Annotated in this window: 17 protein-coding genes and 1 pseudogene; all 18 read right to left on the minus strand. The window is 42.9% G+C overall.

Annotation, left to right across the window (positions count from 1 at the left end):
• Window positions 1-1489: DUF4157 domain-containing protein (locus VB693_RS20295; RefSeq protein WP_323267827.1), on the minus strand; the 1489-nt coding region annotated here is incomplete at its 3' end.
• A 281-nt stretch (window positions 1490-1770) separates the two neighbouring features.
• On the minus strand, window positions 1771-2016 hold the full coding sequence (locus VB693_RS20300; RefSeq protein WP_323267828.1) for a hypothetical protein: 246 nt from the start codon (window positions 2014-2016) through the stop codon (window positions 1771-1773).
• Window positions 2017-2192: 176 nt separating this feature from the next.
• On the minus strand, window positions 2193-3683 hold the full coding sequence (locus VB693_RS20305; protein WP_323267829.1) for a hypothetical protein: 1491 nt from the start codon (window positions 3681-3683) through the stop codon (window positions 2193-2195).
• Between the two features lie 27 nt (window positions 3684-3710).
• Entirely contained in the window at window positions 3711-4703 is a 993-nt protein-coding gene (locus VB693_RS20310; protein WP_323267830.1) for a phage tail protein, read from the minus strand.
• Window positions 4684-5667, minus strand: coding sequence for a baseplate J/gp47 family protein (locus tag VB693_RS20315; protein ID WP_323267831.1), 984 nt, complete (start codon window positions 5665-5667; stop codon window positions 4684-4686). Before VB693_RS20315 ends, VB693_RS20310 begins: the two co-directional genes overlap by 20 nt.
• An 8-nt stretch (window positions 5668-5675) precedes the next feature.
• On the minus strand, window positions 5676-9026 hold the full coding sequence (locus VB693_RS20320; protein ID WP_323267832.1) for a putative baseplate assembly protein: 3351 nt from the start codon (window positions 9024-9026) through the stop codon (window positions 5676-5678).
• Window positions 9027-9031: 5 nt separating this feature from the next.
• Window positions 9032-9415 carry a GPW/gp25 family protein gene (locus VB693_RS20325; protein WP_323267833.1) on the minus strand — a complete coding sequence of 128 codons (384 nt, stop codon included), beginning with the start codon at window positions 9413-9415 and terminating at the stop codon, window positions 9032-9034.
• A gap of 174 nt (window positions 9416-9589) precedes the next feature.
• Window positions 9590-9760 carry a hypothetical protein gene (locus VB693_RS20330; protein ID WP_323267834.1) on the minus strand — a complete coding sequence of 57 codons (171 nt, stop codon included), beginning with the start codon at window positions 9758-9760 and terminating at the stop codon, window positions 9590-9592.
• Window positions 9760-10452, minus strand: a complete 693-nt coding sequence (locus tag VB693_RS20335; protein ID WP_323267835.1) for a phage baseplate assembly protein V — start codon at window positions 10450-10452, stop codon at window positions 9760-9762. Before VB693_RS20335 ends, VB693_RS20330 begins: the two co-directional genes overlap by 1 nt.
• A 43-nt stretch (window positions 10453-10495) precedes the next feature.
• Window positions 10496-11563, minus strand: a complete 1068-nt coding sequence (locus VB693_RS20340) for a hypothetical protein (protein WP_323267836.1) — start codon at window positions 11561-11563, stop codon at window positions 10496-10498.
• Between the two features lie 15 nt (window positions 11564-11578).
• On the minus strand, window positions 11579-12262 hold the full coding sequence (locus tag VB693_RS20345) for a CIS tube protein (protein ID WP_323267837.1): 684 nt from the start codon (window positions 12260-12262) through the stop codon (window positions 11579-11581).
• Entirely contained in the window at window positions 12253-13500 is a 1248-nt protein-coding gene (locus VB693_RS20350; RefSeq protein ID WP_323267838.1) for a hypothetical protein, read from the minus strand. The genes VB693_RS20345 and VB693_RS20350 overlap by 10 nt, the downstream gene beginning before the upstream one ends.
• Window positions 13501-13631: 131 nt before the next feature.
• Window positions 13632-14168, minus strand: coding sequence for a phage tail protein (locus tag VB693_RS20355; RefSeq protein ID WP_323267839.1), 537 nt, complete (start codon window positions 14166-14168; stop codon window positions 13632-13634).
• Between the two features lie 51 nt (window positions 14169-14219).
• A pseudogene (locus VB693_RS20360) lies at window positions 14220-14357 on the minus strand (DUF6760 family protein); the annotation flags it as partial.
• 17 nt (window positions 14358-14374) lie between these two features.
• Window positions 14375-14737 (minus strand): phage tail assembly protein, encoded by a 363-nt coding sequence (locus VB693_RS20365; protein ID WP_323267889.1) that lies wholly within the window; start codon window positions 14735-14737, stop codon window positions 14375-14377.
• A 518-nt stretch (window positions 14738-15255) separates the two neighbouring features.
• Window positions 15256-15708: a phage tail protein gene (locus VB693_RS20370; RefSeq protein ID WP_323267840.1), complete on the minus strand. Its 453-nt coding sequence runs from the start codon at window positions 15706-15708 to the stop codon at window positions 15256-15258.
• 140 nt (window positions 15709-15848) lie between these two features.
• Window positions 15849-16982, minus strand: a complete 1134-nt coding sequence (locus VB693_RS20375; RefSeq protein ID WP_323267841.1) for a phage tail sheath family protein — start codon at window positions 16980-16982, stop codon at window positions 15849-15851.
• Window positions 16982-18739, minus strand: a complete 1758-nt coding sequence (locus VB693_RS20380) for a phage tail sheath family protein (protein WP_323267842.1) — start codon at window positions 18737-18739, stop codon at window positions 16982-16984. The genes VB693_RS20375 and VB693_RS20380 overlap by 1 nt, the downstream gene beginning before the upstream one ends.
• Between the last annotated feature and the right edge of the window lie 13 nt (window positions 18740-18752).

Raw genomic sequence — 18752 nt, forward strand, 5'->3', positions numbered from 1 at the left:
TTTTAGATCCTAAAAGGTTAGGGTTGACATATCCTATATATTCATCTTTTAAAGGAGAACGCTTATAAAGGTTTGGTACATATTCATAGTCGCCTTCATAGTCGCCTTGTTCCGCTTTTCCTCCCTCAGCCGCGATCCCACTCCCTGTTTGTGTCTGCCGCTTTGCTCGCTGTTTTATCTTCTCGTGGATTGCTGGATAATTCATTAGCTTGCTGATGAGCTTTGTGATGGACGATGCTAATATTCCATACAATCTATTCAGTGTTGCCACATCTTGTTCTAAGTCTTCTAGGGTTGTACGTTGCTTGTCGCTGGCCTTGAATTCGATAATTTTTTGCTCAATCTCAGAATTGTGTGCCAATGTCCCGGTTTCATCAAACAACGCTTCTTTAAGATTTCTAACCTCTGTTACCATATTCAGGAGATATCGATAGCTCTTCCAGAACGTATAAATGTCTTCATATAGCGTTTGGGTCTGCGCGATCAGCGCCTCTTTGATAGATTTTTTATCTTTGCTCACGATCACTTTGCGAGATGTAATAGGTGGGTTCCAAAGAGCGGAGTTGTGAATTCCTATCCCTTTCGTCACGAATTTGTCAATGTCTTCCCTTAGCTCTGATATACTGAATAGGTCTCTTTGGAGACAGTTTATCTCCAAACACATCATCTTCAGATATTTGACAAGGTAATTCGTCTCGTCTGTTAACTGTTTCAATCTTTCGAGATCAGTCTTGCTGCCTTTACACTGTATAGTTCGCCCCTTAGCGGTATGAGATGTGGGTTGACCTCTTTGCCCTAGATGAAGAAACCAAGTACTTGCTGCACCGACCACCTGCACTTGTTCTCCTTGCAATGCTTTTGCTCCCATCATGTCAGCTTCATGTTCCAAACCTTTATCATCATTAATTTGTATTCCCTTCATCTGTATCGTTGGTTTTACCCTTCCCTGCTTCTGCTGCACAATGTGCCATGCTTCATGGGGTAAATGCGTTTCCTGCCCCGGCGCTACATGAATATCTGTCCCTTGAGTGTATGCTAATGCTTGTAACTGGGAGGGTTTAGAGGAATTGTAGTGAACCCTCACATCATCCATCGCTAGCCCAGAAAAGTTTTCTATTCCAGCTTTGAGTCGATCTGGTAGTCCAGTTTTATTTTCTGGTTGTACTTCAGACACGCTGGTACTATCAGCTTGCTTTGCTGGTTTAGCTTGTAGTGGACTAGGCGATTCTCTTTCAGAGACGCTTCGCGATCGCAATTCACTAGACAAACCCCGAAACATCGGTTTAGTTTGTACAGTCGGTTGATTTGTCAGCAGTTGGTTTACTGCGCGATTGCCGATCGCACTTTGCAATTCTTCAATCGGGTGAGTAGAATTTCGAGCGATACCTTCTCTTCGAGACGCTACGCGAACGGTAAGCTGCGCTAACGCACTTTCTCTATTACTCGAAGCGATAACATTTTTAGTTTGCCTCAGATTTTGTTGTTTCATAATATTGACCTTTTGTCAAGATCCAAAAATGGATTCTTAGCGCGATCGCATTTTGGGTTTCGCTCCATCAGCGATCACTTTACAGGGTTGTAAATTGCGAGCGCGTTTTTGGTTTGGTGAGGGTCAGCGATCGCTCTACCTGGGTTGAAATTGCGAGCGCGTTTTTGGGTTTTGCGAGGGTCAGCGATCGCTCTACAGGGTTGTAAATTGCGAGCGCGTTTTTAGTTTTGCGAGGGCAGCAGTGTTTAGATTTAGCGAGCGCTGTACAGGGTGGGAAATAGTTATAAGCTTGTATTTCCTGCTGTTGTGACAACTTCCGCGCTGACATTTTCGGGCGGATGGCTATTATTACCGTTAGTTTCTGAGGCTTCGTTTAATACCTCTTCGAGTACCTGAATTGCGCCACTAATCCGGAGTAATGTATCTCGCAGATTGCTTTGTTTTGCTTCTAAATCCGCTAGCATTTTTTTACCTGCTTCAAATTCAGATTTGAGGGATTGGAGGCGGTATCTTATTTTTTCATTCATGATTTCTTTAAAGCAAAATTTAGTAGGCTGAACTCTTTCGCTATGATCTGTCGCGCATTCAAGTTACATTTTTTGAGGGAGTCAGGAGCGTTCTGTATTCTGACTTCTGGCTTTTGGCTCCCCAAGCCCCCCCAGCAATGCAATGAAGGATACACATTAGCTCATACGCTTTTAAATTAAGTTCCAAAAATTAAGACACGAAGAACACGATTTTGCCAGTCGTCTATCTGAGTATTGCTTGTCAGAGAACTCGCATCGGTTCTAATCTCAACCGTAATTGAATGTTTTCCTGACGATAATTCACCAAACCATAAATCAGTGTTTTTTGTGTAGGTTGTGTTTGTGCAAATTGTTCGAGTGACGATTTTATCGTTTATCTTCAATCGGGTGACGATATAAGTTCCATATCTTCCGCTAGGAATGCTTATGTTATAAAACACAAGAATTGTAGCTGTTGCTGAAAGTGTAATTTCTTGCTTGAGATCGGGAAAAGGTTGCCAAACTGATGTATTAGAATCTTCCCCTTGTTTTGTTGGTTTCCAGCCTTGAGGCTGTTTATAAATGTCTTTTGTTTGCAAGTTTCTTAAAGCATCTTCATCTTTTCCTCCAGCTATCTGTGTTGTTACCTGATACGCTTTAGCTTTAATGATTCCTGTAACTTCCAGTTTTTCCGTCGGAGTTGCTGTACCGATACCGACATTGCCTCGATCAAATGCCAGGACATTTGAATGAGTAGTCGTAAGATTCTTTTGATCGAAAACCCAACGAACAACGCCATCCGTCACATTCGTGTTCAAGTTTAAATAGTAGAGAGAGGGTTGTTGCTTGGCTTCAAACCTGATTGTATTTCCACTGTACAAATCTGGTGTCTGTATTGTTAGCCTGGCACTTGGACTTGTAGTGCCGATACCAACCTTGCCAGTTAATGTGGCATCAGTAGCAGAGATATTGCCATTAACCTTTAAATTACCACCACTAATTTCTAGCTTTTCTGTCGGACTTGTTGTACCGACACCGACTTTGCCAGTAACACTTAAACTACCTCGAACACTTAAATCACCACTGAGAACAGCCAAATTACTAGCATTGTCGCCCCCAGAACGTAGCGTTGGCGCGTTAGTTTGGTTGGTACTAGGCAAGCGCAAACCAGAATACTGACGGATATTTTTATCTGCATTATCAATTGTGACTGTCTTGCCATCAATTGATAGTTTTGCCAAGGCTATGAAGTCTTCAGGCAGTGGTTGTCCATCAGGTACTAATTTAAAGTTGGGCAACTCATACCACCGCGTGTATCCGTCTGTGGTTCCCTCCTGTAATGAATTGCTGAGTTCCTTTTCAAAGTACTCTATTAACAAGATGTATTTGCCGTTGGCGATCGCATTGTTATTGTTAACATCCTGCAATTTCACAGGCTCATTTTCCATATCAGCAGACCAGACGATCATCTGTCCGTTCTTGTCTATAGCAGTGCCAGCCGATATTTTAACTGTCAAATCGCCTTCAGGTTTCACGTTCAGTCCATCAGCGATGCCGGAAACATGAAGCAAACGGTTATGGCGACGTTGGCGATCGATATGATAACTCTGTTCTAGTTCAAAGTCGTCTTCTAGCAGATATTGACCTGCAAAATAATTGGGTCGCTTGTCACAATCTTTCTGTGCCATTGTCAATTCCCTTTCTAATAAAAGTTTCTATGTTGGCAATTCTGGTGTTGGTTCAGGCTTTCTAGTTTCTGTTCCCAGTACCGTATTTCCATTGGGAGGTTTTCCTATCTTTAACCCTGACTCTAGAGTAAATTTCTCATCCTTATACGGTTGCTCCGAAGAATTAGCGGCATAGGTGAAGGTAACGGTAAATTTTCCTGTAACCTGATTTGAACTCAAGTTAGCAATCGCTAAATGCCACTTTTCACCCAGCTTGAATTGCTCCGGTGTTACCGTGTAACTCACAGTCAGTGGGGAATTTTTACCTGCTTGCTTTGCGTAGGGTTCTGCCTGTCCTGATCCCTTGATATTGAGTATTAGATTGTTACCCGGATTGTCTACATTCACAGTAACAGCGATCGTACCAGGTTGCTTGAGCGCGATCGGGTAATAATTACCCGTGAGCCGCATTGTTGGCACCAGGATTTTTAAAGCATAAAACGTGTGAACTGGCTTTTCTTGGTCAATAATTGCCAAGGCAATTTTGGCTGTACGCCAATACAGATCCAGATTTTGATTGGGTAGGGTCAGTTGAACTTGAAAGTAATGGGGCAGATTGTCGAACTCAAAAATCTCCACCTTCTCAGGAAAACCATAGCTTCTTAGATAAAGCTTCAGGATGTTCTCCAGACCAGTTTTAGTGCCACGCAGACGATACAATGGCACAATTTCTCTGATAAACTGACGCTTGGTTTCCTCCGCCCAGTCATCCCGCAAGCTCAAAGCTACCCAACCCGCCAGCCAAGGCAAAAATTCAGCCGGAGTTTTAGTGTTATCGGATTTTTCTGAACCTGGGTTGAAGTAAGTAGAAATGCGCTCAATGTATTCTTCTAGTGCAGGAGATGGCTGATCGGGAGGGTCAGAACTGCTCAAAATTCGCTCAAAAGCTAGCAAGAAACGTCCCAAAAACGGATCGGCTTGCAAGCTACTGGGAAGATATTGCAAATAGCTACTGGACTGGCTAGACTGATTGCCATTCATTGCCCCTGCGCTCCATAATTGTGAAACTTGTTTGGTCTACTTCCACAGCCACCAGTTGAGAATTTTCGAGAGGAATATCAGTCAGATTTTCGTTATCGTTTAGTCTGACGTTCTCGACATAATCCACCCCAGGAATTTGAGCCAGCAATTGGTATAGTTCCGAACGGTAGACGTTTCGACCAAAAGGCCAACCCTTACCATCCCAGTAGCGTTCCGAATACAGGGGGTGAAAGAACGCTAGCACCTCCTGCGTCGCGCTTTTTCTGACATTCTGGGAATCAGCACCATCTTCTAGGTATAATTGCGCTCGGATTTTCAGCGACACATATTCTGGTTCAACGATGTGAAGGCGGGTTGTCAGAAGTCGCCTTTTATCCAGATATTCCCACAAGGCTTGTTTTAGAGCTTCAGTGGGTTGAGGTTTTGGCGCTGAGCTTTCTGGCAGCACAACTAAGCTAATATGTCCAGGAGCCTCATTTTTTCTGCTAGTGGAGTCTGTTAGCGTGAGATTCCGATTGGGGATGCAACGCGATCGCTTTACCACACCCAATTCACCCAATTTTTTAGCTTCTGGTGTTTCTTTCCAATCTTCAAAATCTTTAAATACTAGCTGTTCAAAATCCTCAACAGTAACGGCTCGGTAACGCTTCCGCAGGTCTAAAACTGTTTCCTGAATTGCTTGTTTAAGAAATATATTCTGTTGATCTGAAGATAAATTATCTGGGAACTGCCACTTTTCACCCTTCAGCAGACTTAAGAAAGTAGCAAAATTTTTATCCGGCACTTGATTGACTCGGTATAACACCATCTCGGTCAGCCAAGCCAGCAATTCAATTAAAATAATTCCCGTATCGCTGGGGTTATGGTCAGTCCATTCCGGATATTCAATCGGAATTAAAGCACGCGCCTCTTCCACTAAATCAGCATAGGTACGGTCATCTAGATTAGGTAAGGGTAATGACATGTTTAAACTCACTCCTCTAGCAAAGTAATAGTGTGGCTACTGGAATAAACTAACTGCTTGGGGGATAATGGCTCTACCTTGAGTTCCGTAAGCTCGTGAATGTGGTCTACCCCTGGAACCCCTTCGATAACCGCATATAAATCTGACATTTGTGGCTGGCGACCGAAAGCCCAGCCCTGTCCCTGTTTCCCCCCAGTTAAGGGATGTAGAAATTCTTCCAAGCGCTTAATTACCGCTTCTGTTACCGCATCCGCCACGTCTGGAGATACAGGCACCACCACAGCCGTGACCGAAACCTGCTGCCAATCTGGTGCAGTCACTATGAGGTTAATGGTGGGGTGACAACGCGCCCGGATGTAAGTTTCCACGCGCTCAATTAGCGCCAAACTGGGTACAGGTTGCCGCGCCGAACTTTTGGGTACAATCAACAATGTGACTTGACCTGGGTTGATGTCAGGTTTTAGATGGATTTCGGAAGAATTTTTTGTTAGATATCTGTTAGTTTCCAACCAACTATCATCGGCGAGAGGATCAAAAATAGGCGCGATCACTTTTGCCCTAGCTACATCAGGTGATGCTTCGTAAGCCAAGTCCTCAAAGTCTTGGGCAGTCACAGCACGATTGCGATGGCGAATAAATTTTGGACCCCGTTCTTTAACCCGTTCGATTGGTTCTCGATCAGCACCACTGCCAGCAGGTTCCAAGTTAGTGACGCTATTGATAAAAGGAATCGATGTTTTTAACTGGGTAATGGTTTGAGCAGGCTTGTTACCCTTCACGCCGCCATCGGTTTTATACCGCGTCATGCGAATGTTGTTGCGACCTAGGGGCGGTATCATTCCTTGCTGTCCGTCGCCAAACTTAATTTCTCCGGTTAAACGGTTGATAGTGTAGTGGCGATCGCGCATTCCCGACTGATAAAAATCCGAAACTTCATGCCATCGCACCCACACAGTTTCTACATCTCCTTTCTCATCTCTAATAATACTAATTGCACCTTTTCCTTCTAATTTTTTAATGGCAATTTGTTCTTCTGAAGATGGAATTTTTTGTTCTTGGAACTCCAATTGCTGACCGGGTAAAATTGGCGATTTTAGAGTACGAAATATTTGATTGGGGTTGCCATCGCTGAAACCTAAAATTTCATTTTGCAGTGTTGTGGTTTGGCTTGCCCAAATCGTATTTGTCAGGATGCGACGCAAGCGTGGTTGCACTCGGAAGTGGCCTTTTTCCCAACAAACTCGCAACCAATAAAGGGTTTGATTAAACTCCTGAGTTGCGGTCAAGTCAGATGGCCCGATAAATTTAATTAATCCGCGCTCCCTCAAAGCAGCCGTTTCATCAATAACGCTCAATTTTGTCCAAATCTTGCCGTTAAAATATTCCCAAACTAAGCTGGGTTTTTCAGCATTGGTAGTTGCTGTCGCTAATTCTTGTGCGGTTGGAGATTCGACTTGGAAATAAAGCGCGATCGCTCGATTGGGAAATGGGCGATCAAAACCTAAATATAAGTATCGTTTAGTATCAGTTAAACTAGTAAAAGGTGAGAATCCAATATTATTTTGAATAACCTGTTTCACATACTTAAAATTATTGTAAGTTACGAAAGTGAAATTAGAAATGTTATTGCTTATTTCATATGTATAGTCGAGTTTGAGAGAGAGAACTGATGGTGGTGCAAAACTAGCAGTTGAGTTCAATATCACTGTTGTTCCTATTTCTAAGCTTTGGTCAATATTTTTTGTCAAAATGAGCTTTTTTTCAGCTAAATTAATATCTTTAATTGAACCTATTTGGGAGATGTTATCAGTTATGATTGAAACAGTATCGCCCAGCATAAAACCTCTCACATTTTTAACATTTAGCGTGTCTGTGTCTTTTGCTTTTTCACTTAAGTAAGTCAAAGTAACAAGTTGACCTAACGCAGTTCCACTCCCATAATTTCCTTTGACAATCCGAATACGAAGCCAGTAATTAGTCTCGCCATTCACTGAAATTTGAGATTGGGTTTCAGAGAGTTTAAATTCTACCTTGCCACTTGCTGTAAATTTGATTGGTGAAAGCTTTAAATCTGTAATTTGTTGTTCATCAAAGTTTTTAGCAGTGAGTTGCAATGGTTCCCAACTGGTTCCATTCCAAGCCTCCCAAACTACCTCCACATCACCGCCATTCGGATTAATAGGTAAATTTTTACTCAACGTCACTGTTACCGTTACTGTGGCATTTTTTAGGGACATGGCTTGGCTGGCAATATAGAAAGTGTCATTAAAACGGGGTTGTTCGCCAAAGGGATAAAAATCTTTACTCAAATCAATAGGAATAGTGTTGAAAAAGCATCGTTCGGGAGCTAAATTATTTCGTTCGATGTTAACGGTAGCAGTAATACTATTAATTTGGGGTGATGCGTTGAATGATGAAGGCAATTTAGCGCGCAACCAAGGAGCATTTAAACCGTCAATTGTATAGTGAGTAATAGCGGGAAATTTGGAAATTATGTCCGGATTTCTTGAAGTCGGACTTAATAATTGCCAATCATTTCCATCCCAATAAGACCAATCGAGAGATAAGTTATTCCCATCTTGTGCATTCGAGGATTGAACAGTTAGCGTGACTGTTTTCGGGGCGGGTAATGTGAATAGTTCGCTAGCTAAGTAAAAACTATGTTCGATCGCGGTATCTGCTTCAAAAGCAAAGAAAGCATCATTACCACCTGTTGCTTGTAAGGTGCGATCGCTATATTTATCTGTCTCTAAATTGCGAACAAATACTGCTTGCAATTGCACCGATGTTATCAGCACATCGCTTTCTGTCTCAAAGACAACTTCTTCCTCTTCTCCCTCAGTAGGTGGTGCGGAGATTTGCGTGTAAGCGGGAACCAAAGCTGTTGTATTTTCAGGTAGGCCAGATGCCAGAGAAAAAGTTAAGGGAACTCGCGCAGGCTGGGGTGGTAAAATTTGCGTACCGAGCAAATCTAGAAAAACGAGAAAGTTTTTCTCTGGCACTCGATTGAGGCGATCGCTTACTGTTGCTGCCATGCGCCCAAAAATGCGAATTAGCGCCAAACCTGCGTCAGGCTTGTCAGGTTTCCACCAGCCTTTGAGCTTAACATTAATTTTTTCTAATCCCTTGACTTTGGCGATCGCATCTGCTATGGTTACGTCGATTAACGTACCTGATTTGATGATATTGCCTTCAGTATTTGTGATATCCTCAGCGAGAATGCGATCGCGCAAAAATTCGGCTTTATTATCGACTAATTCGCTACTTTCCTGAGCAGTATAATATTGTACTAACTTTACTGTTTGTTCGACTATCTCTTCATAGGTACGTTGGTCAATTTTTGGCGGGTGAATCGACATAAAAATTAGCTCAAATAGAATGGATAAACCAAATTAAAGCGATTATTGGTCGTGCGAACTTGATAATTAATCTGAATCAGCAATCTGTTTAGTTGGTTGGGAGCGGGACTTGCATCTACATCCAACACATCGATGCGTGGTTCCCATTGAATTAACGCTTGACGCACTTCATCAATTGCCGTGCCAATCGTGCCAGCACTATTGTTAGCAAACACCAAATCGTGAATTCCACAACCAAAATCTGGACGCATTAACCGTTCTCCTCTGGCGGTACTTAATATCATCCAAATTGATTGGCGAACGCACTCTTCGTACTGCGCCATGACAATTTGATTGTTTTTTAAAATGACTGGGGATGTCCAACCGACACCAAGAAAATTGGTATTCATAGTTCAACAGTTGACAGTTCCTTTAAATTCCTTTGATGCGCGTTTGAGTTACCGCAACAATTAATGGTGTCTGTGTAGGCAGACAAATTGCTTTACTATCCTGCAATAAAACGGGTTGTCCCATAACTTTGACTCTGGTAGCGGGGTTAGTCCACTGGGCTTAGGTGCAAGAGACTAAATTGTTAGGGGGTTGGGAATTTGTACCAGGGTGAACGCATAAGTAGAAGCTTGAGTCACTACAGGATTACCCATTACTTTCACCCTTGGATCTACAGAAGTTGGCTGCGCTTGTCCTTGATGAGCGCAATTTACCGTTGCACCGATGTGCAATAAAGTTCCTGGCATTATGTCACCTCCAACGCACCGTCATTGATTTTTACTACACCTTTCAAACATTTAATTCCTATTCCAGCGCTAGCCTCAAGATTGCAGTTAGCGTCGGCTTTAATTTCGCAATTTTGTTTTGCTTGAATATTGAGGTTGTTGCACTCAATAGCTAGATCGCCACCGCTCGTTTTTAGACTAATTTTTCCTTTGGCTTCAATCGTTAAGTCTTTTTCTACTTTGAGCATCATGGCATTGTTTTTAGAATCGATAACTATCTCGTTTTTACCAGTCGCATCCTGAATGATAATTTTTTCGGCATCTTTCGTATCGTCCAAAATAATTTGGTGACCACTGCGAGATTTAATCAATCTCTGGTTATTTTTGCCATCCTCATTCTTTGCTGGTGGTTTATCTTTACCATTCCATAAACTACCTAAAATGTACGGGAAATTAATATCCCCTTGGTCAAAAGCTACCAGCACTTCATCATCAGATTCTGGCAAAAAATAGATGCCTGCTGCTTTTCCTGTCATGGGAGTCAATATTCTCGCCCAATAACTCTCATCCGTATCGGATATCCGAGGCAATTGCACTTTAACTCGCCCCAGTCCTTCTTCATCTTGATTATTGGTAACTATACCGATCGTCACGCCATAAAAGCGATCGCTATCTTCTGATTGACCAATTAAATCGAGTATTTTACCAGTCATTTATGACTTCCTATATATGTGATAGAAACAGGAAAATAGAACATCAACTCGCATTCCTTTTTACTGAAAATTGAGTGAGATAACCTTGTGTTTTTCTGTAGGAATGAGTGACAGAGTTAACATAATAAGACCCACTAAAGCGCTTACTAATGCCAGTGATTTCTATCGTTGTACCGGGGTGTAAATCTGTACGACCCAAACAACTGGCATCACCAGTGATATAGTTCAATGCCATGTCGTTGAACAGTTTTAAGGCAATTTGATTTGCTTCTGCTTGACTAGAAACCATGACATTGGAGATCGTATAACTCGTCTTACCAAATTCTTGGTTAGCGACCTTCGGCCCGCTAATAGAACCTTTCATTTTAGTAGTTTCATTACCAATACCTGCCTTGCTAATAAACAACTCTTTTTTTTCTGGGTCCCAACCCCGAACTTCTACTTGTCCGACCTGAGTCATGGTACTGAGCCGAGCGGAGAAGTCTAGCAAATCGTCGGCGCAATTTAGTTTTAGCACCTGACTGCTGGCATTTTGTGGCGGACGAAAATATAGTGTTTTGTTTTTAACTAACACCTCATACCCAATCCGTTTCGCCCGATCTTGCAAAAAGCCCCAATCCGTTTTATTAGATTGCAAAACGTGATTTAATTTTTCTTTACTATCCTCAACTTTGGCATCTAATCCCCGTTCACTAGCAATTTGACTTGCAATTTCGCTGTCTTTCATTGCCAAAAAACTGCGCCTTTGGGTTCCCCGCATTAAACGATGGCTGAGATCGTGACCTCTTACAGTCAATGTAGGTGCAGAATCTTGGGAAAAGCTAGGTTCTAATCCCGTAATATCCCCAATAATTAGCGTTTCTAATTTTGCATAACCCATTTGAATTTCTACAGTATTGCCGCAGTCAAATAAGTTGTTATCTACCCATGTCAGTTCGCCTTTTACCAAATCCCAAGTCTTTAATTGCAGGGTAAACATCCCCGCGCCTTCTAGGTCTTCCACGACGGTTACGCTTGACAAATCGGCGATCGCTTGAGGTGGGAGTGGTTTACCCGCGATCATAATTTTGACCTGAGGGGTGAGGATTTCAGTACCTTTAGGTTGAGACATTTCTATTTTGAACAATCAAAGTGGTGGTACAGTGAGGCGCTGACCAGGAGCAATTTGGCGCGGATTATCGAGGCGATTAGCAACAGCAATGACTCTCCAAAGTGCAGGATCGTTGTATTCTTCTGCTGCAATACTGGTCAATGTTTCTCCACGCCGCACAATCCGAATTGGGTCATCGATTGGGTTTTGCTCTTTTTGTTTGATTTCTGGCGATATCCATTCTTCAAACGTGCAATTTAGCTTTGCCCGAACTGGGGTTCCATTTGCCAGAAAACGAGTAAATGTTTTAGTTAACTGCTTGAGAACTCCTTGAAATAAAACTGTATTGTGTCCCCATTTAAGTTTGCAAATAGGAGGTCTGGGTATCGCACCTAAACCGCTCTTTTTTTCAGTCAGATAATAAATTTTTTTAGTGTAGTCTCGAACATCTTTTAGTCGGCTGCTACCTGACAGATTCAGTCCAATAACACTACCGATATCGATCATACTTTGTTTGGCATTTAACAGGCTAGTATCAAAAAACAACTCGACCGTTAAAGTTGCTGACTCCTCCGATGGCTGGAGGCTATTCCCTTGCCCCTGCCATCCTGTCTTAGAAATTGAAATTTGCTGAGGATTAAAAAGAGCGATAATCGGTTGAGCCTCATCGAAAGTTGGAAATTTCTTTTCAACTAAAATTTTGAGTTTTTCTAACTCCATGTTGTCCTTCCTCGGCGTTCGCTTTCTATAATCAATCGCTGCATGAGGTTGCGTTCTACTTTATCTGTTAATGCCTCTAAATCGATTGGTGTTGGGATGTTAGAGCTATCTTGTCTATTGGGTTGTTGTATATTGGATTCTTGATGGGACTGTAGATTTAAAGAAACCTCTCTCGATAATCCCGGAGTTTGGGTTACGGCTTGAGTTCGCGATATTCCTGTAATACCTGGGTTTGGTAATCCCAATTCTGCCTGCACTGATTCTGGATTAACACCGGGATAAGATAATACAAGAGGAATTTCTAATCCCGACCAAACGATAGGATTTGGGATTCGAGATATGGGAGCCGCTACGTTGCGGATCTGCTGTGTTACTCTGCTTTCCTCCGTTTTAACGACTGGTTTCGAGTTAAGAAGATTGTAGGAAGTGGGGTAATTTTGGCTTGTTTCTCTAGATAAATTTGGCAGTACGGTGATGGCATCGAATGCGATCGCTTTCCCTTTCAACTCCTGAACACTAGGCAAGTTTTCTCCAAGAGAAATCCTGCGATCGCTAGTGGGTAATGGTTGCAATCGCGCCTGCACAATGGGTATTGGATTTTGGCTTGTTTCTCTAGATAAATCCTCTACTTGCCGATTAATATCTATTGTCTGTGTTTCCAACAATAAATTTGAGGAATTAAGACTTAAACTTTGCTCGTGCGGCGGTTTCGCAATTGGTAACGTTGCACTGATAGGAGTTGGTTTGGGCGGCAAAAAACTGCTATCTGTTACACTCACAAATTTCGCTTGTACTACCGTTGGCTGACTGCTAGGAAAGTTTTCTCCCCTGGGGTTTGGTGCCAAAAACTCTTGTGAGTTAGGTGTCTGGTCTGCCTTTGGGTTAGTTGTTTGCACAAGTTTATGAGCGCGATCGCTTCCTGTGACAAATTTCGCCTGCACCACTGTTCGCTGACTGCTAGGAGACTGACCTAATTCTGCTGAAATAGAGCTGCTTGTAGGAGCATCTTGGGGTTGTGCTTGAGCATAAACAATGGGGATTTTCTCTCCCTGAAAACCTATTTTGGGATTCCATCTTTGGCTGAGATCAAAAACCAAAGGTAAGCGATTAGTAAATTGTTGCGAGCGCGCCACAATATCCCATCCCATTCTGCTACCAATCACACCTGGGGTTTCGATGGGACGCAGCAATTGCCGGAGTAATTTTGGATCGGTAGCTGCAACTAAATCTTGTGACATTTCTGTATATCTTTTTTATTTGTCTTTTGATAGCGATTAATCTTTTCCATGAGTAAATTTGGAAGATGAAACCTATTTAGAGAGCGGTAAAAATTCAAAATTGCCGACTTCAAAAACTAGGAATGGGAAATTTATAATCCAGCAATTTGAGCGCCAGCACGAGCAGCTGCAAATCCACGAGCGATCGCAGATTTAGAAATCCCTTGATGCACCAATTCAACTCGTTCGATCGCCACTTGAGAATCATTGGCTGCATTAAACTGAGGCCCAGACCACTTCACGGGATAGGCATTTTTAAAATTCCACCACATCACGGGAAGCCGCTTGCGGTCTAACAACATAATTGTGCCATTTTTGAACTTAATCTTCCCATCTACTCCACTTTGATACCAATTCCATAATGTATCGATATCTGTTACTCCATGATTCAAAATCAAAGGAGGATAAACAACCCGCGTGGGGAATTTATAGGTATATTCATTCACACCGCCTTCTTGGTATTCTTCGGTTTGAATCTCACTTTCTAAACCTGTTACTTCTGAAAAATTCCCAGTCAGTAAGCCATCAATTTCGATGACAAAGTTGTAAGCCATGTAAGGGTCATATCTCAACCCCGATAAATTAGCCCCCGCCGCAAATGCAGCATTCAACCCTAATTTTTTAACCATTCTGCTCACTCGTGTTCTATTACTCACTCGTGTTCTATTACTTACTACCCATTACCCCTTACTTAGTTCCTGATTAATTTGAGAAATTTGTGCTACCCACTGTTGGCGATCGCGGTGTTCCATCTCCATAATTTTCTCAGGAGACCAGTGAAAATGATAAGCAATATATGCTATCTCTGCCATCAGCCTCTCTGAGGGGTAGCAAACTACTCCCCCATAGGAGAAGTCTCCACTTCAAACTCACCTTGACAGTGAGGACAGGTAACTAAAAGACGGGTGTGATTGTTTTGGTTGATGCGTTGATATAAATCTTGCAGATAAACTAGATCCCCGGAAAAAAGACCTTCAATCAACTTGGGATTAATTTGCTGAAGCGTTCCCAAATGGGTAATCACTCTCGACAATAAAATAATCACCAAATATCCAGGATTCGCCTGTACTCGCGGGTCACGCAACGGCATAATTTCGTCATAGGCTGTAGACAATCGCATGGTTCCTTCACGGTGGATGTTCCCTTCTGGATCTACATAACCTTGAGGCAATACAAAAGGAAATTCTGTCTGTAGCATCATTAAGAATTGTGGATTTTGGAGCGAGATTTTGCTGGTGGCAAAGTTAATCAATTTTAGATTTTGGATTTTAGATTCACATTGGAAAAACAGATATTTTAAAAAACCCACTCTGACTGTTCTGCCCCCGGCTGTGCTTGTACGAAAAACAATCTAAAATCCGTCTTGAAAAGTTTAGAATCTCCTGCGGAGATGCTGCGCGAACGGAGGAAACATCCGCTCTAACTTTTCGCAAAATTTAAAATCTAAAATTCTGAGGATTAAATAGCCCTACCTAAAAAAGCTATGCGTTACCCACATCTTTCTTTACAATCTTAAAACCCTTGTTCTATAACCATTTTAGAGACTAAGAGCTTAGGGTAATTTGACAAATTTGCGTTGATTATTCTCACTAAAACTGTGTTCTTATTGAGAATGAACAACAACCGAATCATGGTTCTAGAGACGTGAGTTAATGCTCTCGAAATGTTAAGAAAGATGTTTATAATGAATAGCCTAAAAAAGGGGGAGCTTAAGCTTTAAGTCCACTTATCTACTTTTATGCCTTCATGAGCTAATTCCAAAGTTTCTATTGCCAGTTCATCAGAGGTGGCATTGAAGTCGGCTCCCGACCAAGTGGTAGGCCAACAATTTGTCAGATTCCAGCGGATTTTTTCTGCTCCTGTATGGTCGAGAATGACAATGGAAATTTCTCGGCGATCAACATTCCCGATCATCAAGTTTTGCCTCCATTTCCAAAGTTCGTCATTATTAGTGATCCCCCGTTTCAGGGTGATATTACCATAGTTATTTAATCCAGGGATTTTGCGTTTAGTCTGGGGATCGGTTCCCTCACGATATTCTGTTGCAGTTTGAGAAGAATTTAGTCCCATACATTCTCTAAAGCCAGCGTGAATGATGCCATTCCATTCGACGTAAAAGTTATAGCTGGCATAGGGATCTGGTTTATGAGGAGGTTTGATGTCAGGCATGAAGGTATCTCCGGAATAAAAGCAATAGACAAGATTTAGCTGTAAGGTGGGTAACGCCTTTGATCGGCTTGTTTGTTAGTGTTTGGTGTTTGGGTCAGCGTTGCCCGTTCCTGATGAGAATCAGGTTTTGTACTCTGTTGTTAGCTGGTTAAACTAACTCCAGTGGTGCCATGAATTAAACGCACGATAATAAACTCGTTGGGAATGGTGGGTGCTAGACCTATTTCTGTCACGACCATGCCAGTGTCCTGGACTTCTGGTGGGTTTGTGTTGGCATCGCACTTGACATAAAATGCTTCTTGTGAAGTTTCTCCCTTGAGCGCTCCTTGTTGTAACAAAGACTCGCAGTAAGCGGTTAATTCGCGTTCGATGCCAACCCACAATTTGAAGTCATTCGGTTCAAAAGCGACATTGGCTAGGTTGCGATCGCACCAACGACAAACGGTTAAGAATAACCGCCGCACGTTGATGTAACACCAGGAGGGGTCTTGGCTCAATGTGCGAGTTCCCCAGATACGAATGCCACGACCTGGTAAAGCACGCAAGCAATTGACACTTGCAACTGCGTCTTGCGGATAGAGACGGGCAATATCACCCTCGGTCAGGTCGGTGTTGAGATCCAGCACCCCTTCTAAGACGTAGTTGGCAGGAGATTGAGGAATGCCAGCAGCGCGATCGCTACGAGCATAAACTCCAGCAATATGACCGCAAGGAGGAACATCTAATAAATCTGTGCCCTCAAAAGGCGGAACTTTGAGCCAGGGGGCATACAAAGCACCGTTGATACTGGATAGATGCTGCTGTTGCTGCTGGATTTCTCCTACCGCAGAGGCTTTTTGCCCATCGAGAATAGCAAAGCGATCACCCAAAAGTTCGCAATGGTCTAAAACCGCTCTCTGCATGACTTGGATATCTGCATTTTGGCTTGCCTGCATGATATCCGGCGCGCAAACGAGGTCTATGGTGTCTAAGGATGCGATCGCATCCAGTCCCGCTTGCAAAGCACTCAAAGCCGCTTCTTTGATGGGGACGACATAACACAGACGACCTTCATTTTCAAAAAAGCCCCGCACCGCATAACCCAAGTAACTGTTAGAGAGTGGCTGACCGAAGTGCTCCTCAAACTGAGGCCAAAGTGTCAACTGTTGCGGAGTATTAAAAGATTCAGTAGCCGCCAAACCGAGGAATGCTGGCACACCTGTCATTAGTGCAGGTGCGGGTGCAGGAAAAACTTCCTCTCGGTAAACACTGGGTATCTGATACTTAGTCGCCATTATTTGCTACCTGAACCTGCCCACTGACTGAGTTGAAAGATAACGAATTCAGCAGGTTTGACCACAGCTACCCCAATCTCAGTTACGACCATACCCCGATCTCGATATTCCGGGGGATTGGTTTCTTCGTCACACTTGACGTAAAAAGCTTGCTCTGGCGTATCGCCGAACAAAGCCCCACTACGCCAAACTGTTAGTAAGAAGGCATTCACATTGCGTCGAATTCTTGCCCAAAGGTCGGGTGAATTCGGCTCAAATACTGTCCATTGGTTTCCTTCGTCAATGGACTCGCGCAGATAGTTAAATAAGCGACGCACATTAATGTATTTGAACTCTCCATTGTCATCACCCCCAATGGTTCTTGCGCCCCACACCCGGATATTACCGTTGAGATAGCGGATGCAGTTGATACCATGAGAATTCAGTCCAGCCTGTTGGTTTTTGCTGATGTTGTACTTCAAACCTGCTACTCCCACCAAAACTTCATTAGCAGGTGCTTTGTAAACGCCCCGCTGCGTGTCCACGCGAGCATACACTCCAGCAATATGGCCGCTGGGTGGTATATCTATCAGTCCGTCCCCTGATGGATTTTGTAGTTTAGTGATGGGGTCGAAAACCTTAATCCAGGGGAAATAGAAAGCAGCGTAATCTGAATTGTCAGGCAGGATATTTGTGCTGTTGGGGTTAGAGCGATCAAGTTTGGTTATATCCAAGTTGTTATTTGTTTCCAACTCACGAGGGCTATCTAAGATAGCAACGCGGTCTTGGACTGACTTGCAGTGAGAGGCGATCGCATCGAGTACAGTTTTGTCTGTAATACCAGGAGCTGCAATAATAGCAATTTCATCAATCGCCTCGAATTTTTCCAGGGCAGCTTCGACCGAGGTTTTGTCTTCATTCTTCACCCGCACAACATAGCAGCGTGTACCCCCGTTTCTAAAAAAGCCGTACACAGCTTGAGCTAAAATGTTTTGACCTTTGTCAATTGAGAAGTCGCCAAAAGATTTCTTAAATTCGCTGAAATTAGTGCATAAAATGACTTCGTTAGCTGCAACCTGTAAAGATTGAGTCAGATAGGGCAGGTTAAAAGGCTCGACTGGAACCTGCAAATCTTTGAAGTTGTTGACAATTTTCTCTGCTAGTTCCTGAGTAATATTTGTACCTGCTTTGATAGTCTCGCTCTTTGTAGAGTCGAAAGGCTCAGCGAGGCTCCAGTTACTTAGGTCATTATCAGAGGTTGTGGAGGATACGCTTACAGTCTTTTGAACCTTAATATTTCTATTTAGGGCTTTAATTGAGGTTACCTCTTGCTGAGTTAATTTTGTGCCTTTTTTCAGATATAGGTTGTTTGTTGTATCTTGAATATCTTCGCCCAAGATGTCCTCTAGCGATAAATTTGCTGAACCAATAGATTTGATCAGTTTTACCTGACCCCCCTTGGCTTTAATTGCCTGAATCTGGTCAGATGTCAGAGGCGTATCACTTGGATGAAGTACGCTGCCTGTAGTCCAGGTAATATCCTGACTTAATTTCTTGTCCTTGAGCTTTGCGAAACTTTTATCTTCCTGGTTAAAAATTATTGGTTTTTTTGGGTCAAATTTAGGATTGGGATTACCAGCAATTAAGGCGTGATCTTCGATGACTCCAATGAACCCAGCGGTGCTGGTACCCACACCAGCAATGGGGGCTGACCCAGATGGTACTTCTTGGACGTAAACTCCTGGAGCGTTTTGAGACGCATTAAACACTACTGGCATTGTTTTTACTCCT

The organism is Anabaena sp. UHCC 0399 (genome assembly GCF_034931465.1).
Classification (GTDB): domain Bacteria; phylum Cyanobacteriota; class Cyanobacteriia; order Cyanobacteriales; family Nostocaceae; genus Trichormus; species Trichormus minutissimus.

Excerpts from the sequence above, each read along its gene's own strand:
- VB693_RS20300 (WP_323267828.1), bottom strand. The coding sequence starts at position 2,016 with ATGAATGAAAAAATAAGATACCGCCTCCAATCCCTCAAATCTGAATTT.
- VB693_RS20335 (WP_323267835.1), bottom strand. The coding sequence starts at position 10,452 with ATGACTGGTAAAATACTCGATTTAATTGGTCAATCAGAAGATAGCGAT.
- VB693_RS20340 (WP_323267836.1), bottom strand. The coding sequence starts at position 11,563 with ATGTCTCAACCTAAAGGTACTGAAATCCTCACCCCTCAGGTCAAAATT.
- VB693_RS20365 (WP_323267889.1), bottom strand. The coding sequence starts at position 14,737 with ATGCTACAGACAGAATTTCCTTTTGTATTGCCTCAAGGTTATGTAGAT.
- VB693_RS20355 (WP_323267839.1), bottom strand. The coding sequence starts at position 14,168 with ATGGTTAAAAAATTAGGGTTGAATGCTGCATTTGCGGCGGGGGCTAAT.
- VB693_RS20380 (WP_323267842.1), bottom strand. The coding sequence starts at position 18,739 with ATGCCAGTAGTGTTTAATGCGTCTCAAAACGCTCCAGGAGTTTACGTC.
- VB693_RS20310 (WP_323267830.1), bottom strand. The coding sequence starts at position 4,703 with ATGAATGGCAATCAGTCTAGCCAGTCCAGTAGCTATTTGCAATATCTT.
- VB693_RS20375 (WP_323267841.1), bottom strand. The coding sequence starts at position 16,982 with ATGGCGACTAAGTATCAGATACCCAGTGTTTACCGAGAGGAAGTTTTT.
- VB693_RS20305 (WP_323267829.1), bottom strand. The coding sequence starts at position 3,683 with ATGGCACAGAAAGATTGTGACAAGCGACCCAATTATTTTGCAGGTCAA.
- VB693_RS20320 (WP_323267832.1), bottom strand. The coding sequence starts at position 9,026 with ATGTCGATTCACCCGCCAAAAATTGACCAACGTACCTATGAAGAGATA.
- VB693_RS20350 (WP_323267838.1), bottom strand. The coding sequence starts at position 13,500 with ATGTCACAAGATTTAGTTGCAGCTACCGATCCAAAATTACTCCGGCAA.
- VB693_RS20330 (WP_323267834.1), bottom strand. The coding sequence starts at position 9,760 with ATGCCAGGAACTTTATTGCACATCGGTGCAACGGTAAATTGCGCTCAT.
- VB693_RS20370 (WP_323267840.1), bottom strand. The coding sequence starts at position 15,708 with ATGCCTGACATCAAACCTCCTCATAAACCAGATCCCTATGCCAGCTAT.
- VB693_RS20315 (WP_323267831.1), bottom strand. The coding sequence starts at position 5,667 with ATGTCATTACCCTTACCTAATCTAGATGACCGTACCTATGCTGATTTA.
- VB693_RS20325 (WP_323267833.1), bottom strand. The coding sequence starts at position 9,415 with ATGAATACCAATTTTCTTGGTGTCGGTTGGACATCCCCAGTCATTTTA.
- VB693_RS20345 (WP_323267837.1), bottom strand. The coding sequence starts at position 12,262 with ATGGAGTTAGAAAAACTCAAAATTTTAGTTGAAAAGAAATTTCCAACT.